At 43.9% G+C, this 25,893-nt stretch carries 28 protein-coding genes and 1 pseudogene; 8 read left to right on the forward strand and 21 right to left on the reverse strand.

What is annotated here, in order from left to right; genetic code table 11:
• Positions 1 to 4: 4 nt before the first annotated feature.
• From ACGF63_RS14910 to cobA, 6 genes and pseudogenes are all read right to left on the reverse strand, one after another.
• The gene (locus tag ACGF63_RS14910; RefSeq protein ID WP_036848011.1) at positions 5 to 988 is read right to left on the reverse strand and encodes a phage tail protein; all 984 of its coding nucleotides are present in this window, start codon (positions 986 to 988) and stop codon (positions 5 to 7) included.
• A 1,013-nt stretch (positions 989 to 2,001) separates the two neighbouring features.
• A complete protein-coding gene (locus ACGF63_RS14915; protein ID WP_152961710.1) occupies positions 2,002 to 2,640 on the reverse strand; it encodes a hypothetical protein in 639 nt (212 codons plus the stop codon).
• Between the two features lie 312 nt (positions 2,641 to 2,952).
• Positions 2,953 to 3,513: a cob(I)yrinic acid a,c-diamide adenosyltransferase gene (gene cobO, locus ACGF63_RS14920; RefSeq protein ID WP_387631737.1), complete on the reverse strand. Its 561-nt coding sequence runs from the start codon at positions 3,511 to 3,513 to the stop codon at positions 2,953 to 2,955.
• Between the two features lie 69 nt (positions 3,514 to 3,582).
• Positions 3,583 to 4,212, reverse strand: a pseudogene (locus tag ACGF63_RS14925) (NAD(P)-dependent oxidoreductase); the annotation flags it as partial.
• 120 nt (positions 4,213 to 4,332) lie between these two features.
• A complete protein-coding gene (gene cobD / locus ACGF63_RS14930) occupies positions 4,333 to 5,406 on the reverse strand; it encodes a threonine-phosphate decarboxylase CobD (protein WP_387631739.1) in 1,074 nt (357 codons plus the stop codon).
• A gap of 31 nt (positions 5,407 to 5,437) precedes the next feature.
• Positions 5,438 to 6,220 (reverse strand): uroporphyrinogen-III C-methyltransferase, encoded by a 783-nt coding sequence (gene cobA, locus ACGF63_RS14935; RefSeq protein WP_036848452.1) that lies wholly within the window; start codon positions 6,218 to 6,220, stop codon positions 5,438 to 5,440.
• 313 nt (positions 6,221 to 6,533) lie between these two features.
• Here cobA and eutA point away from each other — a divergent pair, with 313 nt between their 5' ends.
• The 4 genes from eutA to ACGF63_RS14955 all read left to right on the forward strand — a co-directional run bounded on the left by eutA (position 6,534) and on the right by ACGF63_RS14955 (position 10,562).
• Complete coding sequence (gene eutA, locus ACGF63_RS14940) at positions 6,534 to 7,946, forward strand: ethanolamine ammonia-lyase reactivating factor EutA (protein ID WP_387631742.1); 1,413 nt, start codon at positions 6,534 to 6,536, stop codon at positions 7,944 to 7,946.
• Between the two features lie 12 nt (positions 7,947 to 7,958).
• On the forward strand, positions 7,959 to 9,320 hold the full coding sequence (locus tag ACGF63_RS14945; protein WP_036848024.1) for an ethanolamine ammonia-lyase subunit EutB: 1,362 nt from the start codon (positions 7,959 to 7,961) through the stop codon (positions 9,318 to 9,320).
• Between the two features lie 21 nt (positions 9,321 to 9,341).
• Positions 9,342 to 10,196: an ethanolamine ammonia-lyase subunit EutC gene (eutC, locus tag ACGF63_RS14950; protein ID WP_036848026.1), complete on the forward strand. Its 855-nt coding sequence runs from the start codon at positions 9,342 to 9,344 to the stop codon at positions 10,194 to 10,196.
• Positions 10,197 to 10,400: 204 nt separating this feature from the next.
• Positions 10,401 to 10,562, forward strand: a complete 162-nt coding sequence (locus ACGF63_RS14955; protein ID WP_021324520.1) for a hypothetical protein — start codon at positions 10,401 to 10,403, stop codon at positions 10,560 to 10,562.
• A 172-nt stretch (positions 10,563 to 10,734) separates the two neighbouring features.
• On the opposite strand, the gene cml is transcribed toward ACGF63_RS14955, so the two are convergent.
• Complete coding sequence (cml, locus tag ACGF63_RS14960) at positions 10,735 to 11,922, reverse strand: CmlA/FloR family chloramphenicol efflux MFS transporter (protein WP_152961705.1); 1,188 nt, start codon at positions 11,920 to 11,922, stop codon at positions 10,735 to 10,737.
• Positions 11,923 to 12,246: 324 nt separating this feature from the next.
• A complete protein-coding gene (locus tag ACGF63_RS14965; RefSeq protein ID WP_051477420.1) occupies positions 12,247 to 12,759 on the reverse strand; it encodes a hypothetical protein in 513 nt (170 codons plus the stop codon).
• A 997-nt stretch (positions 12,760 to 13,756) separates the two neighbouring features.
• On the opposite strand from ACGF63_RS14965, the gene ACGF63_RS14970 reads away from it, so the two are divergent.
• Positions 13,757 to 14,155, forward strand: coding sequence for a hypothetical protein (locus ACGF63_RS14970; RefSeq protein WP_021324517.1), 399 nt, complete (start codon positions 13,757 to 13,759; stop codon positions 14,153 to 14,155).
• 456 nt (positions 14,156 to 14,611) lie between these two features.
• On the opposite strand, the gene ACGF63_RS14975 is transcribed toward ACGF63_RS14970, so the two are convergent.
• Together ACGF63_RS14975 and ACGF63_RS14980 are read right to left on the reverse strand one after the other, a co-directional pair.
• Complete coding sequence (locus ACGF63_RS14975) at positions 14,612 to 15,442, reverse strand: DUF4225 domain-containing protein (RefSeq protein ID WP_152961704.1); 831 nt, start codon at positions 15,440 to 15,442, stop codon at positions 14,612 to 14,614.
• 7 nt (positions 15,443 to 15,449) lie between these two features.
• Positions 15,450 to 15,881, reverse strand: a complete 432-nt coding sequence (locus ACGF63_RS14980) for an Hcp family type VI secretion system effector (RefSeq protein WP_331251333.1) — start codon at positions 15,879 to 15,881, stop codon at positions 15,450 to 15,452.
• 442 nt (positions 15,882 to 16,323) lie between these two features.
• Here ACGF63_RS14980 and ACGF63_RS14985 point away from each other — a divergent pair, with 442 nt between their 5' ends.
• The 3 genes from ACGF63_RS14985 to ACGF63_RS14995 all read left to right on the forward strand — a co-directional run bounded on the left by ACGF63_RS14985 (position 16,324) and on the right by ACGF63_RS14995 (position 17,300).
• Entirely contained in the window at positions 16,324 to 16,497 is a 174-nt protein-coding gene (locus tag ACGF63_RS14985) for a type II toxin-antitoxin system HicA family toxin (protein WP_036848460.1), read from the forward strand.
• 51 nt (positions 16,498 to 16,548) lie between these two features.
• Positions 16,549 to 16,965 carry a type II toxin-antitoxin system HicB family antitoxin gene (locus tag ACGF63_RS14990; protein WP_387631747.1) on the forward strand — a complete coding sequence of 139 codons (417 nt, stop codon included), beginning with the start codon at positions 16,549 to 16,551 and terminating at the stop codon, positions 16,963 to 16,965.
• Positions 16,966 to 17,129: 164 nt separating this feature from the next.
• Positions 17,130 to 17,300 carry a hypothetical protein gene (locus tag ACGF63_RS14995; protein WP_192903081.1) on the forward strand — a complete coding sequence of 57 codons (171 nt, stop codon included), beginning with the start codon at positions 17,130 to 17,132 and terminating at the stop codon, positions 17,298 to 17,300.
• Between the two features lie 58 nt (positions 17,301 to 17,358).
• Here the strand turns inward: ACGF63_RS14995 and cobT are convergent, their stop codons facing one another.
• The 11 genes from cobT to ACGF63_RS15050 are packed head-to-tail and all read right to left on the reverse strand — an operon-like array spanning position 17,359 to position 25,881.
• Positions 17,359 to 18,408 carry a nicotinate-nucleotide--dimethylbenzimidazole phosphoribosyltransferase gene (gene cobT / locus ACGF63_RS15000; protein ID WP_152961702.1) on the reverse strand — a complete coding sequence of 350 codons (1,050 nt, stop codon included), beginning with the start codon at positions 18,406 to 18,408 and terminating at the stop codon, positions 17,359 to 17,361.
• 10 nt (positions 18,409 to 18,418) lie between these two features.
• Entirely contained in the window at positions 18,419 to 19,030 is a 612-nt protein-coding gene (locus tag ACGF63_RS15005) for an adenosylcobalamin/alpha-ribazole phosphatase (protein WP_152961701.1), read from the reverse strand.
• Positions 19,031 to 19,039: 9 nt separating this feature from the next.
• Positions 19,040 to 19,786 carry an adenosylcobinamide-GDP ribazoletransferase gene (cobS, locus tag ACGF63_RS15010; protein ID WP_152961700.1) on the reverse strand — a complete coding sequence of 249 codons (747 nt, stop codon included), beginning with the start codon at positions 19,784 to 19,786 and terminating at the stop codon, positions 19,040 to 19,042.
• Positions 19,783 to 20,328, reverse strand: coding sequence for a bifunctional adenosylcobinamide kinase/adenosylcobinamide-phosphate guanylyltransferase (gene cobU / locus ACGF63_RS15015; RefSeq protein ID WP_036848048.1), 546 nt, complete (start codon positions 20,326 to 20,328; stop codon positions 19,783 to 19,785). The genes cobS and cobU overlap by 4 nt, the downstream gene beginning before the upstream one ends.
• Positions 20,325 to 21,863, reverse strand: coding sequence for a cobyric acid synthase (locus ACGF63_RS15020; protein ID WP_387631752.1), 1,539 nt, complete (start codon positions 21,861 to 21,863; stop codon positions 20,325 to 20,327). The genes cobU and ACGF63_RS15020 overlap by 4 nt, the downstream gene beginning before the upstream one ends.
• A gap of 11 nt (positions 21,864 to 21,874) precedes the next feature.
• Positions 21,875 to 22,678, reverse strand: a complete 804-nt coding sequence (locus ACGF63_RS15025; protein WP_036848056.1) for an ATP-binding cassette domain-containing protein — start codon at positions 22,676 to 22,678, stop codon at positions 21,875 to 21,877.
• A gap of 13 nt (positions 22,679 to 22,691) precedes the next feature.
• Entirely contained in the window at positions 22,692 to 23,369 is a 678-nt protein-coding gene (locus ACGF63_RS15030) for an energy-coupling factor ABC transporter transmembrane protein (RefSeq protein WP_036848058.1), read from the reverse strand.
• Positions 23,356 to 23,637, reverse strand: a complete 282-nt coding sequence (locus tag ACGF63_RS15035) for an energy-coupling factor ABC transporter substrate-binding protein (protein WP_036848061.1) — start codon at positions 23,635 to 23,637, stop codon at positions 23,356 to 23,358. Before ACGF63_RS15035 ends, ACGF63_RS15030 begins: the two co-directional genes overlap by 14 nt.
• A 1-nt stretch (position 23,638) precedes the next feature.
• Positions 23,639 to 24,370, reverse strand: a complete 732-nt coding sequence (gene cbiM / locus ACGF63_RS15040) for a cobalt ECF transporter S component CbiM (RefSeq protein ID WP_036848064.1) — start codon at positions 24,368 to 24,370, stop codon at positions 23,639 to 23,641.
• Positions 24,371 to 24,373: 3 nt separating this feature from the next.
• Positions 24,374 to 25,087 carry a cobalt-factor II C(20)-methyltransferase gene (locus ACGF63_RS15045; protein WP_152962248.1) on the reverse strand — a complete coding sequence of 238 codons (714 nt, stop codon included), beginning with the start codon at positions 25,085 to 25,087 and terminating at the stop codon, positions 24,374 to 24,376.
• On the reverse strand, positions 25,087 to 25,881 hold the full coding sequence (locus ACGF63_RS15050) for a sirohydrochlorin cobaltochelatase (RefSeq protein ID WP_387631756.1): 795 nt from the start codon (positions 25,879 to 25,881) through the stop codon (positions 25,087 to 25,089). The genes ACGF63_RS15045 and ACGF63_RS15050 overlap by 1 nt, the downstream gene beginning before the upstream one ends.
• Positions 25,882 to 25,893 lie beyond the last annotated feature (12 nt).

Raw genomic sequence — 25,893 nt, forward strand, 5'->3', positions numbered from 1 at the left:
TGTTTCATGCTCCCAAATAAATTATGGGTATCATACTGACATTGAGCGGGCGATTTTCATTTGCCGTTGGCACTACTCTTGAAGCATCAAAAGTGGCATATGCGAATTTGGCATATTCATCAGGAGCATTCTTTTTCATAATACTTGCTTGGGAGGTCGCATTAACACCATAAAATGCTCCGCTAGTACGAGCAATAAGCCCATCATGCCACAACCCCACATCACCTGTAATATTTCTAATCGTATCGCCTTGTATCACACCAGGATTCAAACCCGCACGCATGAATACCCCTCTCCCATCAACAAACAGATTAGGAAGATTGATTTTATCGCCATTCTGCTTAATTCCCCATGCTGCCTTATATGCATCTGATAAATTATTCAATGATCTACCAATAATTGAATCAATCGCATAAATATCACCATTCGCAATATACTCTCCTTTAGCCAAATCTGATGCTGGATGTGCAGATAAATAGATATCTCCTGGGCGTTTCGCTCCGACATCAATCGCAGAAATAGTAATATCTTCAGACAATGCCTTCCCGTTGACTTTCCGATTATTAGGTACTCTGCCATTAATATTTCCAAGCAACGAATTTACTATTTCTTTAACAAGCTTTTGCGTAACAGCCAATGTATCGCTATCACCAACCACATTGGTAAGTTGAACAATACCTTTTTGTGTTAATGAAGCATTGGGAACTCCTGTTATGAATTTTTGCTCTAAGGCTTTATTTAATTGTAGAGTGAGTTTGGGTATATCACCGTCATCCAAAACATTCTCACCAGATTGTGTCGCAATAAAATCAGCTACAACAGACGATATTGTTGACGCTTGACGCAATACTTTATTTAACACATGAGTGGTAACAGTATATGGTGGGAATCCAGTCGGCAATTCTGAACTTACTTCATATAATTGCTGACTTACTACATTAGCATTATTACTAATAGAAAAAGCTTTGAAATCATTCTTAGGGCTCATATATACTCCTTAAATCAAATAATATTATTTCATAAGTAATATATTTAATTACCGAAAAAAGTCCCCAGTAATTCATGTCAACCATAGTCTAGTTTGAATGAATAATAATGAAATATCTTTATAAATTAAATGATCAATTATTTTTATATGATTAGCGACAATAAATAACCCAACATATTGAAATTAAAAACATACCAAAAATAAAACATACCTATTGTATTAAAACTAAAATTCTAAACACTATTCGTCATTATTCTATTTACTCAAGTATATCAGTGTATAGTTCATAATTCACTGACCTAATTATTAATATTCTATATTTCTATGAAAGCATTTCGTTTATTTATCATTTAATACTGATATAACAACGAGATTGTTTTATTATTTTCACGCCTCTGACAAATATCAATATATAATTCATCAGAATAAATTATATATAAACCCTACTCAATCCGTTGAGATTTATCATATTAGTTCTATAGTAATTTCCAGTCTCGTACCACCTTGACTTGGCAAGGTCTTAACGAATTTATAAGCGATTCTCCAAACACCAGCAAGCAGACCTAACGACGACTTTCGTTAACTTCGCGTCGGTATTTCCTCTCCTTTACCTTACCGCGTCTACACCACCGCTCGGCATTCCATCTCCGTAAGATGCGAGCCTCCTGTTACTCAAAGCACCATGAAAAATTATTTTAATATTTAAAATAATTTTTAAAAACAACTTGACTCTGAAGTTTTTCTGATTAAAATTACAGTCAGAATTTAGATTTTCGTGAGACAAATCACATTTTACCCATAAAGAGAACCTATCATGAAATCTGTCAAATCTTTTATATCGAGTGTTCACAGTGTTGTTATTTATCTGTCAACACCTCGTTTTCTTTAAGTTTTTATCCGATGAGTGGAAGGCCAGTTTCGAACTGGCTTTTATGCTGCGGAACGGGTCAAATTATCTACCCTATATTCTTGGCCTGACGACCAAGAATATATAAAACAATAGTTAGATGATATTAATAACTTAATGCATCAAGAAGTCGTTTCTTCAATAATGCGACATCATCCACACTATTCTGAACCAGCAGAGTAAGATTAGCTATATCACTTTCCAGAGATTGAATCTTCTCTTCCAATTCCTTATTCTTTGCATCCAATAATATATCAATCCTTGCCGATTCAGCATATACCTGCTGACCATTAACCGCCTCAGTACTGTGATTTGAAATATCCCCAGCTGCAACATGTATAATCTTACGTTCATGGCCCGTTTTTCCTACAGAAACAACATTCGGTTTATTAGCAATAGAATCTGCACCTAATGCAACGCTCCCTTGTTCTGTTGCAGAGGAGTGTTGACCAATCGCCACTGCCTGAGCCGCACTGGCAGTCACCTTTTGTCCCAAAGCGATAGAAGCCAGGCCATTGGATACAGAATCAGCACCAATCGCAATGGGCCAAACGACTTTCGTATCACCTTGTTTACCCGCAATTTGATTTTGCCCAATGGCAATAGCCGCTTCACTGATTGTTTTAGAATTTCGGGGGGAAGCACCAATTGCGATAGAATGTACTGCCGGTGCTTCTGCATGTCCAAGTACAACTGAATCTTTACCTGTTGTTTGTTCAGCTATATTGGTATTTTCAATAGACATATTGAACCTCTTAATTTATAAATTAAATAATCATGCGTTGTTTGAAACTTAATAAAATATTCAACAGAATGCAATATAAATTACGTGATCTCATTTCACATATTAAAACTTAAATTAACGTTATATTTTTTCCACCGACAATATTAGATATAAATCCCAACTTGTAAATAAACTAAAATTATTGGATGGTGTAATACATTGCATGGAATTTATTTAATGTATTATCAAGCTTTATTGATTATATATTCAATAAAGCTCATTACAACCAGTCAATTAATATGAAAGTGATTAATTGATTTTCATATAATTAACCTACTCAGTGAAAACATGTTTTACAAGGCGCATTTCACTAACAGTATCAGCCAGTTCAATTAATTCAGCAGGGCAATCTTGTCCGGTAATAATTACGGTCTGATTAATGGGCCGCTCGTTTAGTGCTTTGATAATTTTATCAAGCAACAGATAACCACTATTTATCATACAAGCCAATTCACTAAGCACTACCAATGATAACGCAGGGTCACGCATCATTCGCAGCGCATGTTGCCAAACACCCGTGCAAGCAGCTATTTCCTTAGCATGATTTTGCATTTCCCCAGTCAATTCTATCGACATGAATTGACACTCTAATCCATGTTGTTCCAGCAAAGCGCCTTCACCGGCTGACCATCTTCCTTTAACAAACTGGATAACCCCGGCCTTTAATCCATGCCCCAACGCCCGCGTAACCGTTCCCATAGCAGCAGTTGTTTTCCCTTTACCATTGCCGGTATAGATGATTACGATCCCACGGTTCTCCTGAGCCGCCGCAACTTGTGCCATAAATCTCTCTTTTTGCCGCTGTTTCCTCTGTCTATACCGCTCCTCACTCATTTTTATCACTCCAGTATGTTAGTCAGTCAAAGAGCGACTATCTGTTTTGTTCGTATCTGCTTGAGATAACTCAGAGAATAGTGTTTCTGTCACACAATCAACTTGTTGACGATCTTGACTGATCAACGATTCCGTCAACGACTCACTGGTAAAAAACTGTTCCCAAAAGTGACGACGTGCCGCCAGATGATGAAAATGCTGTTTTACCCGCTGGCGAAGTGTCCCGCCGTAAGCAGCCAGACGGCCAAGATGCATCGGTAACAACCGTTCCAGTTTTTCACGCAATAACCTGACCAATACCGGCGCATTACCCCCAGAGGAGATAGCAATTACCACCGGCGAGCGATCAATGACCGACGGTGTAATAAAACTTGCCTGTTGTGGTTCATCCACTACATTGCAGAAAATACGGCGCTCCGTCGCACAATCACTGACATAACCATTAACGGCTGCATCATTGGTCGCAGCAATCACCAACCAGCAGAAATCAAGCCAATAAGGCTCAAACTCACCACAGATCAGTGTCACTTGACCCGCATCTTCCCAAATCTGGAATTGCGCAGTGAATTCCCTTGCATTAACCAGCAGACGCGCACCGGCATCCAATAATAGATGCGCTTTGCGTTCGGCCACCTTACCTCCCCCAACCAACAGACAGGTTTTATCCCGAATCTGACAAAACATCGGCAAATAATCCAACATGATCCCCTCTCCTCAGCTAGCGCACGCCACCCGGTATCATGATCAGCAAATGCTGATTCTCACCCATCAAGAATCCACCCTTGAATAAGTTCACCGCACGATGCGGGACAGCAAGTTTCAGCCATAACCCAATACCTGACGTAACGCCAATACCAACCGATGATTATCATGCTTGCCCTTTATGGCAACCCGGTAATGATCAGCACTCAAACCTGGATAGTTAGCGCAATGGCGGATAAGTATTCGGTGTTTCAACAACGCTTGCTGGAGATCGATTTCCGGGCGCAGACAACGTAAGAAAATATAATTCGCCGCGGGAAGCCAGACACATAATTCCGGCAACGCAACTAATGCCTGATAGAGCCAACGTTGCTGCTGTGCCAGCCAACGGTGTGTTGCCTGAATGTAAGCTTTATCATTGAAAACGATTTCACCGGCCAATGCCGCAAAAGCATTAATGGTCCACGGTTCCCGCCTGCATTTCATCTCCCGAATACCGGCTACATCACCGCTGACCAGATAGCCAAGACGTAATCCCGGAATAGCAAAAAACTTGGTTAATGAGCGCAAAATATAGAGGTGAGGATAATGGGCTATCTTGGGAATAAATCCGGCAGCATCCGGGAGAAAATCGATAAACGCTTCATCGACAATCAGCGCGATATTATGTTGGTGGCAACGTTCAAGCACCGCCTGTAACAGTTCAGCATCCGGCATCAGGCCGGTTGGGTTATTCGGGGTGGCAAGAAACAGGCAATCAGGGCGACAACGCGCCAATGTCACCAGCAAACGCTCATCAGGCTGATAACCCTCTGTTTCACTCATCACATAATCATCAATCTGGCAACCAACCCGCAGTAAAGCACGCCGATATTCAGCGAATCCCGGCATCAATAGCATGGCACGGCGCGGCTTAAGATAATTCACTACCGCATAAATCAGTTCAGTAGCGCCGTTACCCGCTATCAGGTTTTCAGCGGTGCAATGATGAACATGCGCTAGCGCTGCATGTAATCGGCGATATTCGGTATCAGGGTAACATTCAGCACGTTGCAACTGATCGATAATGGCCGCTTTCAGGGATATCGGCATCCCCAGCGGATTAATATTAGCGCTGAAATCCGTTATTTCCTCTGCTGTAACACCGATTTTCTGCGCCATTTCCAGCACATTGCCACCATGTTCGCTCATCAAATGTCAAATCCACATGTTAAATAGAGAATCAAAGTGCCATCAATGATGAAACGGAAGCTAGCAACAAACGCTCCCGGTGACAAACCAATGTTTCCCGCAGACGCACCACATCACCAATAACAATCAATGCCGGAGCCGTCAATCCCTGAGCGGCCACTTGCTGTGCCAGCGTTAGCAAAGTTGCACTGGCTACTTGCTGTTGCTGGTGGCTGGCATACATCACCACTGCCGCCGGTGTCGTCGGTGCTTTACCACCTGCAATAAGTTGCTCACAAATGCTCGCCAGTTGCGTCATTCCCATCAGGATCACCAGCGTCCCTTCCAGCTTTGCCAATGTCGCCCAATCCTGCGGCTCATTTCCCTGACGCAGATGGCCGGTAATAACATGAAAACCTGAAGCATAATCACGATGAGTCACAGGGATCCCAGCACAAGCCAAACCACCAATTGATGAACTGATACCCGGTACAACTTCAAAAGGGATCTTCGCCAGTGCCAACGCTTCGGCCTCTTCACCACCACGGCCAAACACATAAGGATCGCCCCCTTTCAACCGGACAACATTTAACCCCTGTTGCGCGCACTCTACCAGGATCTGATTGATTTGCCGTTGCGGCACTGGGTGGTAATTCGGCGTTTTGCCGACGTTGATCATGTTGCAGCTATCAGGGGCTTCAGATAACAGATCCGGGCTGACTAACCGATCATATACCAGCGCATCAGCCTGACGAATACAATGTAATCCTCTGACAGTAATCAGTGCCGCATCGCCAGGACCGGCACCTACCAACCAAACTTTTCCGCTATTCATCATTTTTCTCACCCTGTAACGAAAGTCTGTTAGAAGATATATTACCGATAGCCAGCAACACGATATGGTGTGAGATCAATAATTCTTCACTTTTGCTGATGTATTGATGATAACAATCTGTCCTGGCACATTTTGACTTATCTGTTTGTTTCTCCTGGGAACTTAGCCCTTCGCCTTGACCTACGCCATTTTTATTACAACCCCTGATGTTTTTGTGATTACCGTTGAATTTTCGACCAAATTGCCGATATTTAATACTGATTTATAGAAAAAAATGCCAACATACGCCTTATTACAGACAAGAGGCGTAGCTATGGAGGTCAAGGAATTATTCAGTGTCGGTATTGATATTGGTACCACCACCACACAAGTGATCTTTTCGTGTCTGTCACTGGTGAACCGGGCAGCCGTATCACAAGTACCACGCTATGAGTTTGTTCGGCGCGAGATTATCTGGCAAAGCCCGGTGTTATTTACTCCCGTGGATTTCGCCGGACAACTGCGTGAAGACGAACTGCTCAACTTAATTCAGGCGCAATATCAGGCAGCAGGCATCGCTCCGGAAAACATCGATTCCGGAGCGGTGATCATTACCGGTGAAACCGCTAAAACCTGTAACGCACGTCCTGCGGTCATGACACTGGCCCAGAAACTGGGGGATTTTGTTGTGGCAACAGCCGGGCCACATCTGGAATCAGTGATCGCGGGTTTTGGTTCCGGCGCTCAGGCACTATCACAACAGAAGATGGCCAGAGTGCTCAACATTGACATTGGCGGCGGCACAGCAAACTACGCGCTGTTCGATGCCGGACGACTGGTCGCCTCCGCTTGCCTAAATGTCGGCGGTCGCTTATTGGAAACCGATCCTCAAGGAAAAGTCTTACGGGCACATCCGCCCGGAACGCTCATCGTTCAATCGCTGTTTGGTGAAAACACAGATGTTCAACATCTGACAGCCACACAGATACAACAGATTGCCGCCCGAATGTCACAGTTGCTATGGGAAGTCGCCGTCGGGCATCTCACCCCACTGGCACAGCAATTGCTGATGACGGAACCACTACCAAACTGTGACGAACTCTATGCTGTCACCCTCTCCGGCGGTGTAGGTGAATGTTATCGTCAAGCGTCGAATAGTGACCTATTCCGTTTTCACGATCTGGGGCCACTACTGGCGAACGCGATTCATCATGATCCTAATTTCACCAAGCTACCGCTGCAAGTCCCAAAACAAACCGTCCGCGCCACGGTGATTGGCGCCGGCGCTCATACATTATCGCTATCCGGCAGCACTATTTGGCTTGATACGCTGTCGCTGCCACTGTGCAACATCCCCGTAGTTCATCCTGGAACAGAGGTCACTGAATCACTGACAGAAGCCTGGCTGCGAGCACTAACACAAATGGACCTCGACCCACAACAAGATCTGTATGCCCTGGCTCTGCCCGATGCCCTGCCAGTCAATTATGCCGCAGTACAAACATGCATCACCGCTTTACAGGATTTTACCGAACGCTATCCCTCTTCCCATCCGCTGCTTATCGTTGCCGGTCAAGACTTTGGTAAAGCACTGGGTATGCTGCTGCATCCTCTGATGGAAGGACGGCCACTGGCGGTAATCGACGAAGTGATTACCCACACCGGAGATTATATCGATATTGGGGTTCCATTATTTGGTGGCACCGTGGTTCCCGTTACCATCAAATCACTGGCTTTTCCTTCCTGAGAGAGCGTAAACATGAAATTAAAAACACAGCTTTTTGGTAAAACGTATCAATTTAAGGATGTCAAACAGGTGTTGGCAATGGCGAACGAATCGCGTTCAGGGGATATATTAGCCGGAGTAGCTGCCGAAAGTTCTCAACAACGTGTAGCGGCTAAACATGTTCTCTCGGAAATGACGATAGCGGATATCCGTATGAATCCGGTTATTCCCTATGAAGAAGATTGTGTTACCCGCATTATTCAGGATGACATTAACGAAATTGCCTACACTCGCATAAAAAACTGGCGCATTGGCGAACTGCGTGAATATATATTGAGCGATGACACCAGCGTGGATGATATTGCCTTTCTGCGTAAAGGAATAAGTTCTGAGGTTGTCGCAGCCGTGGCAAAAATCAGCTCCAACGCCGATCTGATTTATGGCGCGAAAAAAATGCCGGTGATCAAAAAAGCCAATACCACCATCGGCACGCCGGGAACATTCAGCGCCCGCCTTCAACCCAACGATACCCGCGACGAAGTACAAAGCATTCTGGCCCAGATTTACGAAGGACTGGCGTTTGGCATTGGTGATGCCGTCATCGGCGTTAACCCGGTAACGGACGATGTGGAAAACCTGACTCGCGTGTTGGATACCATCTATGAGGTGATCGACAAATTCGCCATCCCAACACAGGGCTGTGTCTTAGCCCATGTCACCACCCAGATAGAAGCCATTAAGCGTGGGGCACCGGGCGGTTTAATCTTCCAAAGTATCTGTGGCAGTGAAAAAGGGCTGAAAGAGTTTGGGGTAGAGCTGGCGATGCTGGATGAAGCACAAGCTGTCGGCGCGGAATATTGCCGTCTTGCCGGCAATAACTGCCTGTATCTTGAAACCGGTCAAGGCTCCGCCCTCTCTGCCGGCGCTCATTTTGGCGCGGATCAAGTGACAATGGAAGCACGGAACTACGGTCTGGCACGCCATTATGATCCATTCCTGGTTAACACTGTCGTCGGCTTCATCGGGCCGGAATACCTCTACAATGATCGCCAAATTATCCGCGCCGGACTGGAAGATCACTTTATGGGAAAACTCAGCGGTGTCTCAATGGGATGTGACTGCTGCTATACCAATCATGCAGATTCCGATCAGAACCAGAATGAAAACCTGATGATCCTGCTGGCAACCGCAGGGTGTAACTTCATCATGGGCATGCCGCTCGGTGATGATATTATGCTCAATTACCAAACATCCGCTTTCCACGATACCGCCACTATCCGCCATCTGCTCAATTTGCGTCCATCACCCGAGTTTGAACGCTGGCTGGAAAACATGGGGATCATGGCAAACGGGCGCTTAACATCACGCGCAGGTGATGCGTCGTTCTTTTTCTGATGCTTTGTTGAGATAAATCACATGAACCAAAAACAAATTGAAGAAAATGTAAGCAATGTGGTATCTGGTCAGGAACCACATGCCTCTCCTGAAATTACTGACGAAGCTGAAAGCTGTACGCTGGACTTAGGTTCCCTGGAAGCCAAACAGTGGATTGGTGTACAAAACCCGAACCGAATGGAAGTCCTACAAGAATTACGTCGCAGCACCGTATCAAGAGTCTGTACCGGCCGCAGTGGTCCACGTCCGCGAACCCAAGCATTACTGCGTTTTCTGGCTGACCACTCCCGTTCCAAGGATACGGTGCTGAAAGAAGTCCCGGTTGAATGGATAGAAAAACAGGGGTTGCTGGAAGTGCAATCTCAAATCAGCGACAAAAACCGCTATCTGACTCGCCCTGATCTGGGGAGAAAACTCAGTGCCAATGCTGTAGAAACTCTGCTGACACAGTGTAAAACTGATCCTGACGTACAGGTTGTTGTCTCCGATGGTCTCTCTACTGATGCTATTATTTCCAACTATGAAGATATTCTGCCACCTCTGCTAAAAGGGCTGGAACAAGCAGGATTGTGCATCGGCACGCCGTTCTTTGTGCGCTATGGCCGCGTTAAAATTGAAGATCAGATTGGCGAATTGCTGAAAGCGAAAGTGGTTATCTTACTTATCGGGGAACGTCCCGGATTGGGGCAATCGGAAAGCCTCTCCTGCTACGCGGTCTACAAGCCGACTGTAGAAAAAACTGTTGAGGCGGACCGCACTTGTATCTCTAATATTCATCGTGGCGGCACACCACCGATCGAAGCCGCCGCAATTATTGTCGATTTAGCTAAAAATATGCTGGCACAACAAGCCTCCGGCATTGCTCTTAGCCGTTGATGGAAACTGATTATTCCAGCATCATAAACAGGTAATTAAAAAATAATGAATTGAAATAGAGAGAATCCAGATGAGTCTTCTTTGCCTTGCAAGACCTTGTGAAAACATAACAAGAATGTTACGTCAGCTTCATTAAAAAGACGTAAAAAACACCATCCAAAAAGAGAACCATTGCAGAAGCCAGATTAAAGGAGATCAAAAAGAATGACTGGTAAACGTATCCCTCCAACCATAACACACGATGAAATGGTTGCTAACTGGATGAAAGATCCAAAATTCAAAGCTGAATACGACAAACTGGAAGAAGAATATACATTACTTGATGAACTATTAGCTGCACGCAAAGAAAAAACTTTCTTTATTTGAAAATTTATTAGGCATAATAAATAAAGGAATAAATATGTTCTGATAAATCAGAAATATTTACAAGATCGATAATAAATCATGAGTTCAAATTCAGAAGGCGACTGTTACCGTCTCTTAAGGAAATAGTCGCCCCAGCATTCCGAAAATTATTTCATAAGATTATTGAAATATCTCAACGACTCCAAGCAGGGAAAACTCTCATAGCTATGAGAACCGTACCTGCAAATATGAATGGAAAAGTGACAAGCGGCCAAGCTGTATCACCACCCATGCCTACGACAGCTGCTGTGCCGAAAAGAGAAACAATAACGCTTTGACCACAGAAGTAGATAGCCACGGCCGAGCCTGCCCGGTCATTAAAATCAGCGAGTGCACCGTTGGCTGTAACAGATGCAATGAAGATCATCCCGACAGCCATCACCCACATAGGCAATACAAACGTGGCAAAGGATGGTTCACCTATCGTCCATGTTACAGCTAAGATTGCAGCACCAAAGACCAGCAGCGCCATGCCACGCCATACGCTACCAGCGATGCCCCACTTGCCGACAAATCGCTTTGCGAAACCTGTTGTCACTATCATGACAAGTGCAACAGTCGAGAAAGCAAAACTAAACTGTAATTCAGAATAGCCAGCTTTTCCGATCAACACTCTTGGTGCAGTGGAGAAAAATACGAAAAATGTCCCCATCGCGGTTCCAAAGGCGAATGTGTAAAGCCAGAACTTACCGCTTACCAAAATAGGAATGACTGACAAACCTCCGGAAACATCCGACATACGAGTTTCATGCCAACGAAATGCTGCGTGTAGTAACGGCAGAACCGCCACCAGAGCCAAGAACCAGAAGATCGCTCGCCAGCCGAACCCATCCGCCAAAAAAGCGCCTAATATCGGTGCCAGAGCAGGCACGCAGGCTAGCATTGAACTAAACAGGCTGTAGATTACAGCGCTCTCTGGACGGTCAGAGTATACATCACGTACCGTTGCAAAAGTCGTGACGAGCGCTGCTGACGCGCCGAGGGCTTGGATAAGTCGGAAGGCAACGAAGACAGAAGAAGAAGTTGATGTCGCGATCCCTACTGAGGCAATAACGAAGAAAGTGGCACCACCGAGCAAAACAGGACGTCGGCCGATGCGGTCAGAAAGTGGTCCAAAGAGCACCTGCCCCAATCCCAGGGCCAATAGATAAAGGCTTAAGGTGAGCTGGATAACTGACGGACTCGTATTGAATACGTCGGGCATAGCTGGCACCACGGGAAGGTAAATATCCATGGCCAGAGAAGCAAGTAAATCAAAAGGCGCCATCAGCAAAAGTGCTATCGGCATGGTGTATCGCCAAATTGAGTGCTTGTCAGACATAGTAAAGTTTCCGTTAAAATATATGAATTGCACGAATTTGAAATACATTACGGATTTATGCATATAACCTCAAGAAACTTTTAAAATTCTATTTATAATTAAGTAAAAACACATATAGTTTTATTAATGAAAATATGATAAGGAAAAATTAAACAGAATTATTTACAGGGTCAAAACTGTTAATTATCTACATTCGTTTTAAAATTAAAAATAGACTTCAATCATTAAGACTGACAATGAAACATGATAAAAATAACGAATTATATAACCACCAAATAAATATAATTTTAATAGATGAACCAAACTTACTTAAGAAAATTAATATTAATATGGAACTGCATACGTACAGTGATGTAAGAGGATGGCAGGCCAAAACCTGCCTCCTATTTTATGTGCCGTGCCATGGTTTTTTATCAGTGCGTCATCGAAATCTTGGGGAATGATGACATTACCACTATTAAAAATTTCAAAAGGTTCATTAGAATACATATATACCTTTCTTAATTTAACGTCAAATTCTTCCTGTAAAGAACTCGTTACAAATTCAACTTCTGCATCTAGTTTATCGTCCAGATTGAAGACTACAATTTTATAACGATAAAGAGTATTCATAAGTGATGGGAATATTTTAATTTCGCCGCCATAAACATCAGCATAGCTATACTGCTTATAATCTCCAATCGGAGGAGCCCAATAATTTATAACCCTAACTGGCACTACTTTATTGTTTCTTAGCGTTATCCCTTTGACAACAGAGGGCATTGGAAAATGGTTTTCACTATAAATCTCAACGGATTCAAGAGGGCGGATAGATATAATAGTCTTTTTTAATGTCATTATATTTTTCCTTATTATTTCTGTTAGTTAGATACATATATAACAGGTGATTTAACCTGTAAAATTTAACTTAACACTTTTCAAAAGCAGTTAAATATTGAAATTTATCAGTACAGTAAAAGATATCGTTAACGAATTCATCGTATATAATTCATTATTCAACATTATAATAAGCAACCACCGAAATTAGATACCGTTTTTTCCGCGTTATCCTATTCTAATAACATTTCACTTAAGGGATAAATCACTTTTACATAATTAAGAATAAAATCACCCCATATAACGGCATTACGTAAACTTTAATTCCATAGAGGAGAAAAATTTTATGTGATTTTATTGAAAATTCATTCATTTTTTATTGGTTTTAGTTTATCGGCAAAACGGTTAGCATAATTCGAAAATTTACAAGCCCAACAAACCTGCGAAAAACAGATCTAAAGAACGCATTTATTAGGTATAATAAAAGAATAAATATGTTATGATAAATCATTATATCAATCATAAATATGAGGTTAAATAAATGGATTTGGAAAAATTAAGAAAATTAACACTCAGTAGCGGATTTACGTTTAAAGAGCTTCTTATGATGCAAAGGATCTTTAAAAATCTTGACGATGATGAAAGAAGATATGTAATAAAGTATTATACAAAAAGCGATAATATTTACAACGTTATAATAGTGCTTGCTGAAGATGCCGGCGATCCAGTGTTATTTTTTGCTCTCATGTATGCAGGCTGCATAATAATGGAGATTTTCCTCTATGACGAGAATTCAATATCCTATTTATCATTAGTATCGATTCTTTATATCATTTCAACAATAATATGCATATGCTATAAATCTTTTTATCATCGCTATCGTTATAATCTTTTCACATGCATAAAATTAGTCATTTTCTATATTCGTTTCAGAATAAAAGAACATTTAAAGCAGCTATAAAAAATTAAATATGTTACGACAAGCCATTTATATAGTTATAAAAACGAGTTTAAAAAAATGAATTTAGCTGACTTAAGAAAGTTAATATTAAATAGTGGATTCACCTTAAAAGAATTACTTAAGATAAAGAGAAGCTTTCTTGTCCTGCATAAAGATGACCCTGATGTTTATGATAAATACCAAAGTAAAACGGATTGTTTTTGTCATTATCTACTATTTATAGCTGACGAGATAGCATTACCAATAATACTATTAACCTCAGTTTATTCATTTATGATGACAGGAATGTTTTTCAGTGGGAAAGCATATGGGATCCCATTAATGTCCTCTATTTACTTATTCTTTTCCATTTCTGCTTTTATTTATTATACTCTTTCCGTTAGCTGTAATTTAATCACAGGATTAAAATTAGCAATATTCTATATTCGTTTTAAAATAAAAAAATTTAACCCTTGAGTTTATTAATAAAACATGATAGAAATAACCAATTATAAAACTAAATAAAATCGGATCTAAATAAATGAACTTAACTGACTTAAGAAAGTTAATATTAAATAGTGGATTCACCTTAAAAGAATTGCTTAAGATAAAGAGAAATTTTCTGATTCTTCATAAAGACGACCCCTACATTTATGATAAATATAAAAGTAAAACAGATTGTTTTTGTCATTATCTGTTACTTATAGGTGAAGAAATCGCCATACCATTAATATATTCAACACTAATTAACTTATTTATAATATCAGGAATGTTTTTCAGTGGGCAAGCATATGGAATTCCATTGATGACTTTTGTTTACTTATCAATAACAACATCAGCTTTATTTTATTTCAGCTACTCTGTTAATTGTAATTTCATAATAGGATTAAAATTAGCAACATTTTATATTCATCTTAAAATAAAAACTAAATTTCAATCATCATGAAGTTTATATATGTCATCCATCAAAAGTTTGACTTTATATATACTACCAGATATTTGAATGGTTAACATAGGATTTGGTGTTAACCGCCATTTTCTGGCAAGATCCTCATTAATATACCTAAATAATTTTCCTGTCCCCGGCTTAACAGTATAGCCCCCCGATATATTATTCTTGGATTTAATAGGTTTAAGCTTAAGCATCCCATAAGTTCCATATAAACTTGCCACTAAATCAACTGAACTATAAGCAACATCAGCTACACCATCATCATAACCTAAAGCATGAGAGATATGCCGATATCCTGCCCTGACCCAGCCTATATCTTGATTCTCATAAAGAATCGGACTAATAGACTCATAAAAGTTATTAGCTCCATGAGCAGCTAATACAACACCTATTGACTGAACTGTTTTAGACTTTACAAGCCTCCCTGAATTAATTACAGCAAAACCAGCAACTGCTTGAACAATACCAGCAACAACCCCACCGCCTATTTTTGCGTATTTAACTACTCCCTGATCTTCAAATATATCGGTTATAATATATTTAGTATAATCCTTACGCCTTAATATCTGATATTCTTTTTCAGTCGTTTCATATTCATCTCTTACTTCATAAATTAATCTCTTTTTTTCACTTATATCAAATGTATTTTTAAACTCATATGTTTTCATATTAACAAAGTCATCAACTTCTTTTAAATATGACATTCTCAATTGACTATCTTCTATAAAAAAACTGGCAGCCAAGTGTGCTTTACGCTTCAATGACGAAGCGTAATTATTTAAGTCATAAGAAAGATGAGATATCCCTTTCATAAAAACCTCAATAAACGTTGTCTTCCCATATGCTATATGCACTGGTGCCAGACATAACATGTTCCCATGTGATTGACTGGTACATTAAAGATAAACTTTCCTGTGGCTGGCACTCATTATGTGTAGATGAATTTGGATAAAACCCATTCAATCCACATAGATATGCGCCGGTGAGTTTTATCTTATAATAGAGTTCCAAGCCACCTTTCGTTGATGTTCTGTAAAAATAAAAAATACATTGCAGTGATTCTTTATTGGTTATAGCTAAACCCAAAAGAGGAGAAGATTTATCAATTGGCTTTCTTATCTCAACCGGCTGATGGTTGACATGTTGACCTCGGGTTATATTCGATGTCAATTCATAAACAAATATATGGTCTTCATGACCAATCTGACATGTGTTGCCAATAGAATCAACCGTTGAACATCCTTGTGATATTCATCCTTGCTTATCACCCTTAATTTCTAAATAGATTATATTCGCCATAAATAACCATCAGTTAGTCAATTTTCAAAAACGTGAATATATATCAAATTAATAAGAATGATAATTAGTTATAAGTTTTATTCCAAAAAATGTGATATATTTCATGACAAGATAGATTCAATTAATACTTTTGCGTTAGCAATTTAATTAATTTACTAATCCAAGCAAACTCAGAATAGATGAGAGACATTGGTAATCAAATTGTACAAGATCTATTTACCTAAAACACTTAAAGTTTTTGCCCAAGGATAGTTATAGCAGAGCAGAACAAAAAGTCCCTGAAACAGATAAATTATCCTTTTCTGTTTCAAACATGAAAATAGCAAATATAAATGTTGACCAAGGTAATCAAAAATGTTTACCATAACTCTATGTTCAACAAAAAGGAGGGATGGTGAAACAACGCGAGTTTAGAAAGTGGCTCGAATCTCAAGGCGTCGAAGTTTGGGACGGTACAAACCATTTAAAACTACGATATAAGGGGAAACGAAGCGTAATGCCGAGGCACCCCGGCAATGAGATAAAAGAAGCACTAAGAAGAGCCATTATCAAGCAGTTAGGTCTTTAACAAATCCAGCCCTTCGTGGCTGGTACTTGCGGACTTTCACCATAAAAAAATATGCGATATCCAGTAAACTTACAGTCAGCCGATGAGGGCGGCTTTGTTGTATCGTTTCCCGATATACCAGAGGCCCTTACACAAGGTGATACACGCGAAGAAGCACTAGAGATGGCGCTTGATGCACTTATTACCGCTTTTGAGTTTTATTTTGAAGATAGTGAGAAAGTGCCTTTACCTGGTTCAATAACCGGTGATTTTGTCGATGTGCCGATAAGTGTTGCAGCAAAAATTATGATGTTGAATACGTTTATTGATTCCGGCTTAACTCAGGTGGAGCTGGCCGAGCGTATTACGGTTAAAAAACAGGAAGTACAACGTATTTTTAATTTACGGCATTCAACAAAAATCGACACTGTTCAGCGTGCTATCGGGGCAATGGGTAAAAATCTTGAGGTATCCGTGACTTCACACTGATAGGTAACGGAGGCAACAAGATAAAGCTTTATTCAGTCTCTTATTGGTATGACCCACGCCAATAAGAGACCAGAGATCAACACTCAGTAAAATGCTGGCATAAAGCAGGGTATTTTCTGATCCCTTCCGCCAAAAACCTTAATTTATATTCAGTATTGGAAACCATGAGCAGATCACGTAGTCACGATGAAGCAGTAATTGAAATAATCCGTAAGGACCCTGAGTTTGCTGAAATATACCTTCACACTGCTTTTAAAGAGCTTGATGAAGAGGGTGGCGAAACGAGCTTTTTATTGGCACTTAGTCATGTTGCCAAGGCTCGTAACGACATATAAATCAAATACCATTTTCTCCGCGTTATCCTACCCCGATAACGCTTTTTCTCTCATTCTTTTACAACGGCAGCACAATATTGCTATCGGCCAATAGCCCCATATTGTTATACGTAGCGCAAGCCGCATCCACCAGATGCATAGCCAGCGCAGCACCGCTGCCCTCTCCCAAACGCATGTCCAGATGCAGATAAGGCTCCAGTTGCAGATGTTGCAATGCAATGATTGAGCCTTTCTCAGCCGATAAATGTGACGGGATAAGGTAATGACGCACATCGGGAGCAATACGGCAAGCGGCCAACGCCGCCGCGTAAGAGGGAAAACCATCCAGTATCACCGGCAACCCGGCAGAAGCCGCAGCAAGCATCACGCCCGCCATCCCCACCAAATCATAACCGCCGACCTTCGCCAACACATCAATGCCATCGCTAGCATCAGGCCGATTTATTGCAATCGCTTGCCGCACAATCGCCACTTTATGATGCAAACGATCACAGGGAAAGTTAGCCCCAATGCCTACGATCTGTTGTGGATCGCTGTCCGTAAAAACGCTGACCACAGCCGCCGCCGGTGTGGTATTCGCCATGCCCAATTCACCTACACCAAACAGTTTCACGCCGGTTGCAACCTGTTCCAGCGTTAAGTGTGCGCTTGCCAATAACAAATCTTCGGCCTGCTGGCGGCTCATTGCCGGTCCTTCGGCAATGTTGCCACTGCCTCGCCCCATCTTCATGTTTACTAATCCCGGCAGAGGATCGCTATCAATGCCCACATCCACAACTTTAACCTCTGCGCCCGCATTTACCGCCAGCACGCAAACACCGGTGATCCCTTTCATCATATTCTGAGCATGAATAGCCGTTGCTGATTTGGGCGATATGGTCACACCTTCGTCATAAACGCCATGATCAGCCACCATCACAATGATTTGTTTACGATTAATATGATGGCCCAGTAATCCCCGCATACCGGCAAGTTGAATCGCCAAGTGTTCCAGACGCCCAAGGCTACCCGTTGGTTTAACCAATCCATCCAGTCGGGTAGCCGTACGCACCATAGCCACGCTATCCAATGGCACAATCGCACTAATAATTGATGAAAATGTTTGCATGGGGTTATTCCTACGTCTCAGGTTGCCAGCAAGCCCGGCTATTAAATGTACGCAACGTAGTCAATCCATGGTGGATTTCTACTACGCTGTATGCACCCTGTTCAAAATGAAAGTGCCACATGGCAGAAGGCGGCATAGCCAGCAAACGCGCCAATAACAGGCCCAAAACCCCCTGATGAGCAACCAACAACACATTGCCCTGACTTTCCTGTGTCAACAATTGTTGCGCTACGTTTTCTATACGGGCAGCAAATGTAGGAAAGGCTTCACCACCGGTAGGAGATGCTTGTTGCCAATCTTTTAACCAAGCAGCCCAAGCTTCAGCGTCTTCATATTGCAAATCGTGATGGTGGCGCATTTCCCATGCACCAAAATGCATTTCATTGAGTTGCGCATTAATGCTGGCTGATAACCGACGATCTGCCAAAATAATTTCCGCAGTATGACAGGCCCGTCGTAACACGCTGCTTATCGCTTGCGAAAATGTCACTGCCGATAGATAGTGGGCAACTTGCCGGGATTGATGTATTCCCGTTTCGGTCAGTTCCACATCTGTCATACCACAAAAAACGCCGCCCACATTCGCTTCCGTCTGACCATGCCGAACCAAAAATAATCGCATCAACTTGACTCACAATAGCACCAGTAAAAACACCAATTCCCCAATTTCTACAGACGCGCCCAAGGTATCGCCTGTTTGTCCACCTAAACGACGACGCAGATAAACCGCCAGTAATCCGATAACCAGCAGCGTGATCACCCATGCCAATACACCCGGCACGCCAATCAGCAGAGCAATCAATACCATCCCACTCAACAACGTCAACAAGGTCTGATGACCATTAATCCGGCCAATATAAAGATTCCCCAACCCGCTCCCTTCACGGGCACAACGTTGGCGATACATTAACAACACAATCGCACTCCTGCCCGCCACTGACGCAGCTATTAAGGTCACCAACATCGGGACGTCACGCAGAGCCAATTCGCTCACGACCAGCACTTTCGCCAGAATAAGGAAGATCAACGCCAGACCGCCGTGAGTTCCCAAACGGCTGTCACGCATAATCTCCAGCATTCTTTCCCGGTTACGTGCAGAAAACACACCATCACAGGTATCCGCCAAACCATCAAGGTGAAGCGCCCCCGTTAGCAATGCCAGCACTAATACGTAACTTAATGCCGCCAGCGGCGCACCACACCAAGGCGCAAGCAGGGTAAAAATAGCGGCGGCAAGTATACCGACGATCAATCCGACAAATGGAAAACCGGCAATACCACGCACGTATTGATCCATTTCCACTCCCTGTGTCCAACGCGACGGTACCGGGATGCGAGTCATAAATTGCAAGGTGGCAAGAAACAGACGCAGATTCATTTAATTTTTACCTCAATCCCCGAGACCATCAGAAATACCTCACTGGCCGCCGCCGCCAGCCGCTGGTTAACCCTTCCGGCAATGTCACGGAAATGGCGGGCCAGTCTGTTTTCCGGCACGATGCCCATGCCCAGTTCGTTAGTAACCAGATATATCGGTGAAGTCACGCCGGTACAAGCCGCTAATAGATCGCTAATTTGCTGCTGAATCCTCACCTCCAATACAGCAAAGTCCATCTGTTCGGGTGAAGTCTCTCCGGCTTGATCAAATAATAGATTGGTAATCAATGTCGTAATACATTCAAGAATGACCGCGTCTCCCGGCCGGGTTTGCGTGGTAATGACCGCACCGAGATCACGGTAACCTTCCCATGTGCGCCAATGAGCCGGCCGGTTTTCACGGTGCAGTCGTATACGTTCAGCCATTTCGCTGTCTGTCACCACGGCAGTCGCAATATACAACACCTGCTCACTGGCTTGTGCCGCCAGTTTCTCCGCCAGCACACTTTTACCACTGCGAGCGCCGCCAGTAATCAAAATCACGGTGCCAAGCCTTGTTGATGGTTTTTCATACACTGATAAATCCGTTCTATATCCAGATGTTCGCGCATTGCTTCCGCCAAAAGATCAAACTGTGTCTGTTTGTAGTCGGTATAATCCAATGTATCTCCCTGATAAGCCATCAATCCTTTGCGCTGACGCAAAGCATTAAGCAGAGCACGGGTAAAATGAGTACTATCGAACAGGCCATGAATATAACTGCCCATCACATTGCCCTCCCGATTGACCGCACCATCAAACCAGCTACCAGATTGACCGTTACGATAGGTAATACAGGCAAACGGTGTTACATCCGCCCCCAATAACGAGCTTCCCATATGAATCTCATAACCACGGACCGGTTGCTCAACACAATCTGATAACAAGCCCGGCAACGCCACCAAGCAGCTACCATTTACCTTGGTTGTCACTTTTTCATGGGCAAATCGGGTTTCCACATCCAGCAATCCAAGACCGTCCATCTGGTCAATACCCGATTCCACGCCATCGATAATCCGCTTCCCCAGCATTTGATAACCGCCACAGATGCCGATAACCGGGATACCAGACTGATGTGCCGTCAACAGAGCATCCGCCAATCCGTTTTGTCGCAGCCATCGCAGATCGCCCAGCGTGTTTTTACTGCCAGGTAAAATAATCAGATCCGACGACTGCAACTCTGATGGCTGAGTCACATAGCGCAAGCGAACATCCGGTTGCATCGCCAGTGCGTTAAAGTCGGTAAAATTGGCAATGTAAGGCACACGAACCACAGCAATATCCAGCGCCTTTTCAGCTGCACCATCATATTTACCGGTTTGCAGCGCTACGCCGTCTTCATCTTCCAGGTCAATGTTCAGCCAAGGCATCACTCCCAGCACAGGCACCCCGGTTAAGGCTTCAATCTGTTCAATACCCGGCTGAAGCAGGCTGATATCACCGCGGAATTTATTGATGATCACCCCTTTGATCCGCGCTTTCTCTTCCGGCAGTAACAGTGCCAGCGTACCGTAAATGGCAGCAAATACGCCGCCACGATCGATATCCGCCACCAGCAGCACAGGCGCATCAACCATCTCCGCCATTCCCATGTTGACAATATCCCGATCACGCAGATTGATCTCCGCCGGGCTGCCAGCGCCTTCCAGCACTATCACGTCATATTCACGGGCCAGACTGTGAAAAACTTCGCAGATTTGCTGCTGCAAACGGGGCTTGTACTGGTGATACTCCACTGCATTCATGCTACAGGCCACTTTTCCCATCAACACAACCTGAGCCTTACAATCGCTGGTGGGTTTTAGCAATATCGGGTTCATTCGTACATCAGGTTCTATACCCGCCGCTTCCGCCTGAAAAATCTGCGCCCGCCCCATCTCTTCACCGTTAGCAGTGATACCAGAATTCAGTGCCATATTCTGTGACTTAAACGGCGCGCAGCGATAACCATCCTGAACAAAGATACGGCACAATCCCGCAACCAATATGCTTTTCCCAACATCGGATGCTGTACCTTGCAACATTAAAGACAGACTCATATGTCATTTCCTTAATTATTACGCTGACGTAGCAGAGCAAAAAGTTGCTCCTCAGTTTTACACAATGGCAACCCCAGTTCGCTGTGGATCTTAACCAACCAAGGCTGCACCAGTCCGGCTGCCTGCAACTGTTCATGTTGCAGAAAAACCTCAGCAGTTTCACCTGCACAGACCAATTTACCGTGGGAAAGTACGTACAGATAATCACAGACGTTGTAGATTAAATCGATATCATGGCTGGAAATAATCACCCGTTTTCCTTCTGCCACAATACGTTCGATGATAGCGATCATATGTTGTCGGCCAGAAGGGTCCAACCCGGCGGTCGGTTCATCCAACAGCAGATATTCCGCCTCCATCACCAATGCCCCCGCTATCGCGACACGCTTTTTCTGTCCATGACTCAGATGTTGGATTGGCTTATGACGGAATTCATGAGCATCCACCAGCGCCAGCGCCCGTTCAACACGCTGCGCAATCAGCACCTCATCAATGCCAAGATTACGTAAACTGAAAGCAATATCACTGTCGATATCGGTATAGAAAATTTGCTGTTCCGGATCTTGAAATACTGTCGTCACCCGCTGGCGCAAAGCCCGCAATTGGGCTTTACCATAACCGATAGGCTGGTCTTGCCATAAAACCTCACCCTGTTGTGGACGCAAGATGCCGCTCAGATTCATAAACAATGTGGATTTGCCACAGCCATTAGCGCCTAACAGGCCAGTAACGGCATGGTGGCTAAAATCCATGGTTAAATTCTGTAAGACCGGTTCATCCTGATAACTGAAACTTAACTGTCGGGTAGCTAACATCGGGATCCTGTCCTTACAGGTGAAAATTCCCCTGATAAAGTTTAATATCCAGCGAAACAATCATTTGCTGATAGCGGATCATGACGCGTGTAAATAGCATACTAACTAATATTGCCAGTGAACGGTAGCCACTTCCCAACGACGTGTAACCAAACCGCAGGGATTGAGCACGATGGATCGCCGCCGCTTCATCAATAAAAATAAAGATAAAACGCCAAGTCAGCAGGATCTGTTCCGTTAATAGATCCGGGACATGACAACGTTTCAACAGTTGGATCAATTGTGGAAACGGGGTATTAAGCACAAACCAGAAGGTAGCTGCCAATGCTGCCAGGCTGCGCCACATTGTCTGATTGGCGGTGGTCAGCCCTGCTTTATCAATACCGAACCAAAACTGCCCTGCCTGAACGCCCCACCACAGGGCGTCCGGCTGCCGGGAAACCGATAGCACAATGGCTATCAGTCCCACCAGTAAGAATGATAACGGTACAGATAACCAAAGCAGATAGCGACGTGGCCCGATCCGTAACAGATAGCAGGTCAGCGCCGCAATCACCAGCAATAGCAATGCCTGGTAGCGCGGCGGGCTGATCATCGCCAGTAGCAGAAACAAGCCATAGAGCGCCAATTTTGCCATCGGATCAACCCGCCGCCAGCGGCTTTGATAACTTAGTCGATCAATTCCCAACATGCTCACTGCGCTTACTCCGGTAGTAACCCAGAATATAGAAGATCACCGCTGCTCCTAATGAGCCTTGCAAGGTGAACAGCAAACTTTCAATCTCTCCGCTGGCCGGCTCATACAGCGGCTGGAACCAGGGTTCATAATCTGGAGCAGTGACCTGAATCAGCGCTTCTGCTTCTCCATCGGCTCCGCCATATTCGCCTCCGTGGTTAATAAAGAACGGCAGAATAACCAACGCGATTAACACCAACAGCAAGGTAATGGTCTTTTTCATGTTAATGACTCCTGACGTGGATAAGATGACGTTTAGTTAATTGGTCGTAAATCAATACAGTGAGCAAACCCTCAGCAATTGCAATCGGGATCTGAGTCAGACAGAACACGCTCATAAATTTGACGATAGAACCGCTAATACCGAATTCAGGCTCAGGGAAAGCCACTCCCAACTGTACTGACGTCACGAAATAGGTCACCAAATCCGCGATCATGGCACAGAGGAATACGGCAACATCACGCCGGAATCCGATTTTATTGGCCAGACGCCAGACCCAATAACCGACAATCGGACCAAACACAGCCATTGACATACCGTTAGCGCCAAGGGTTGTCAGACCGCCATGCGCCAATAGCAGTGCCTGAAATAACAGTACAATGACCCCAAGTACTGCAACGACCGAAGGACCAAATAAAATCACCGCCAGACCTACCCCAGTCGGATGAGAGCAACTACCGGTGACTGATGGAATTTTCAATGCGGACAGCACGAAAATAAATGCCCCACACAACGCCAGCAGCACTTTCTGGTTACTGTCATCACTGACAATCTGCCGCAATCGTACCAACCCCATAAACAGACAAGGCAAAAACAGAACCCACCAAGCCAATGCCCACATCGGCGGCAAAAAACCTTCCATAACGTGCATGGCAAAAGCTTGCTCCGGCACCAACATCAACAAGACTGCCATTGCCAACCCGGTCAACGAGAGTTTCTTTAGCTGTTGTTCCATAATCTACTCCTTAGTATGCCATTGTTTATTCACCAAAATGGTGGAGAAATAGGGTAGCGGCTGATCAGCTGCTACCTGATCCAGACAACGCCAACACTGCTCACCCGGCAATGAAGCGTCTGCCATCAGCAAAGCATGTTCAAACAAATTCAAACGTGCCAACAACGCACGCACGGTGGCAAAACGGTTATAAACTTTCATCAGTACAACACAATCATGGGCTTGCAATGCCTGCTCCAACTCAGCTTCCGGCGCAGTACAGGACATGACCGCCATTGATTGCTGCTCCATGGCAAGCGGCAGTACGGTTCGTGCAGCAATAGCGGCAAAAGAGGTGATACCCGGCACAATTTCCAGCCATTCCTGCCGGCCAATACGCGCCAGCAAAAAGACCCAGGTACTGAACAGCATGGCGTCACCCAATGTGATAAACCCGACTTGCCGCCCTTCCATCACTTCATTTTGCAGTTGTTGTGCCACTTCATCCCATACCACCTGTTTTTCTTCGCCGTTACTGCTCATCGGGAAATGACAGGTGCGAATTTCAGTGTGTGGTAAGAGGTATTCACGCACGATAGAGAGCGCCAGACTATCTCCGCCTTTACGCCCGGCGGGTGCATAAAGTACATCAAGGCGGGCAAGTATCCGGGCGGCCCGTACGGTAATCAAATCACCGGCACCGGGACCAACGCCCATCGCATAAAGTCTTCCCTTCATCATGCCACCTCCTGTTGATCTGGCTGTAATGCGACAGCCAGATGTTGAACGAACATTTGGCGGATCAGTGGATTTTCACCTAACCCCTGTAACCAAGATTGGGTGCTGATCCCAACGGCTTCCAACTGAGAACGCCATGAGTCCGGCTCGTCTGATGCCATGTCGTTGATTGCATGATCACCCGCCACCAGCATTAACGGCATCAAATGTACCTTACGCACGGCCTGCCGCCGCAAGCGGATGATGAGATGGCCGATTTCCGGGTAACTTTCCACCGCCCCCACCAACGCCGGAAAATTAAGGGAGCTCATCAGGTGATCAAGGCACGCGTAGACAGAAAATGCATGATGACTGGTGCCGTGTCCCATAAACACCACGCGTTCATCCGCAGCCAATGGCGGCATCTGATTTTCCAAGGCAATAAGCAGTTGTTGATAATCGGCAAAACTGTTAAGCAACGGTGTACCCACAACCAAACGTTGAAAATGTTTACTAAAGGCACTCACTTCACTGACGATCTTTTCATATTCGTCACCGTTGATAACATGAAGGGATTGAATAGCCACATCCTGATAGCCTTCTTTAACCAAACGCTCCAATGCCTGACGTGGGTTATCCATTTGTAGGCCATCACGTTTTTGCAATTTACGAATGATCATTCCTGAAGTGAATGCACGATACAGATCACGATCAGGGTAAGCCGCCGCCAATTGCCGCTCACAGGCATCGATATTCTTTTGCCGGGTCTGCGGATAGCTGGTACCAAAGCTGATGATTAACAGTGCTTTTTTCATTTTATTGCCCTC

It is taken from the genome of Photorhabdus sp. RM322S, from assembly GCF_042879395.1.
GTDB classification, from domain to species: Bacteria; Pseudomonadota; Gammaproteobacteria; order Enterobacterales; family Enterobacteriaceae; genus Photorhabdus; species Photorhabdus khanii.